This is a genomic window from Streptomyces tricolor, from assembly GCF_002155905.1.
Taxonomy (GTDB): domain Bacteria; phylum Actinomycetota; class Actinomycetes; order Streptomycetales; family Streptomycetaceae; genus Streptomyces; species Streptomyces tricolor.
The window spans coordinates 1-750 of the sequence record NZ_MUMF01001062.1 but is presented as its reverse complement, the minus strand read 5'-3'; the positions used below and the strand labels follow the sequence as shown (position 1 = coordinate 750).

The 750-nt window shown below is 74.3% G+C and carries 1 protein-coding gene; it reads left to right on the top strand.

The genetic code is table 11. The features are described 5' to 3' along the window. Window positions 1-140 precede the first annotated feature (140 nt). Window positions 141-656: a hypothetical protein gene (locus CCN44_RS42725; protein ID WP_059252454.1), complete on the top strand. Its 516-nt coding sequence runs from the start codon at window positions 141-143 to the stop codon at window positions 654-656. The last annotated feature ends 94 nt before the right edge of the window (window positions 657-750 follow it).

Genomic DNA, 750 nt, shown 5'->3' with positions numbered 1-750 from the left:
ACATGCCCGAGCTGCACTGGAAGTACGGCTACCCCGTGATCATGGGCGTCACGGTCATGCTGTGTCTGGGCATCCACCGCACGCTGAAGCGCAACGGCTGGCTGTGAGCGGGCCGCGCCGGCCTGGTTAGGCTGGGGCGCATGACAAGCGAGCTGCTCGACCGGGCCCTCATCGAGGAGGCCTCGAAGAAGTCCGGCCTGATCTGGGTCAGGGGCGCCGGGGCTCCGGCCGCGCGTGCGCTGTGGCATGTATGGCACGAGGGCGCGGTGTGCGTGGTCGGTGACGGGCCCGGTGAGCAGCCGCTGACGGGGCTGGCCGACGGCGGCTCCGCCGAGGTGAGCGTGCGCAGCAAGGACAAGGGCGGCCGGCTGGTGACGTTCGCGGTGACCGTGTCCGAGCTGGCGTCCGGCTCCGAGGAGTGGGCGGCGGCCGTCGCCGAGCTGAAGGGCAAGCGGCTGAACGCCCCCGACGGCGAGCGGATGCCGGACCGCTGGGCCCGCGAGTGCCGGGTGCTCCGCCTGGTGCCGACGGGTTCCGTGGCGCCGTTGCCGGCCGGCAGCCTGGCCGAGTCACCCGTCCCGACACCGGCGACGACCCGCGGACCGGTCCCGGCGAGCCTGCACAAGCTGCTGCTCAAGGGGCGGAAGAAGAAGTGACGGCGGGAGGCCGAGCGGGGTCCGGTGCCGCCGGGCCGCGCCTCGGGGGCCGAGCGACCGTGCCCGGCCACGACGGCGGTACGGGGCGGTGGGC

Bases quoted from the DNA above. Each gene is read 5' to 3' on its own strand.
- CCN44_RS42725 (WP_059252454.1), top strand. From the start codon at position 141: ATGACAAGCGAGCTGCTCGACCGGGCCCTCATCGAGGAGGCCTCGAAG.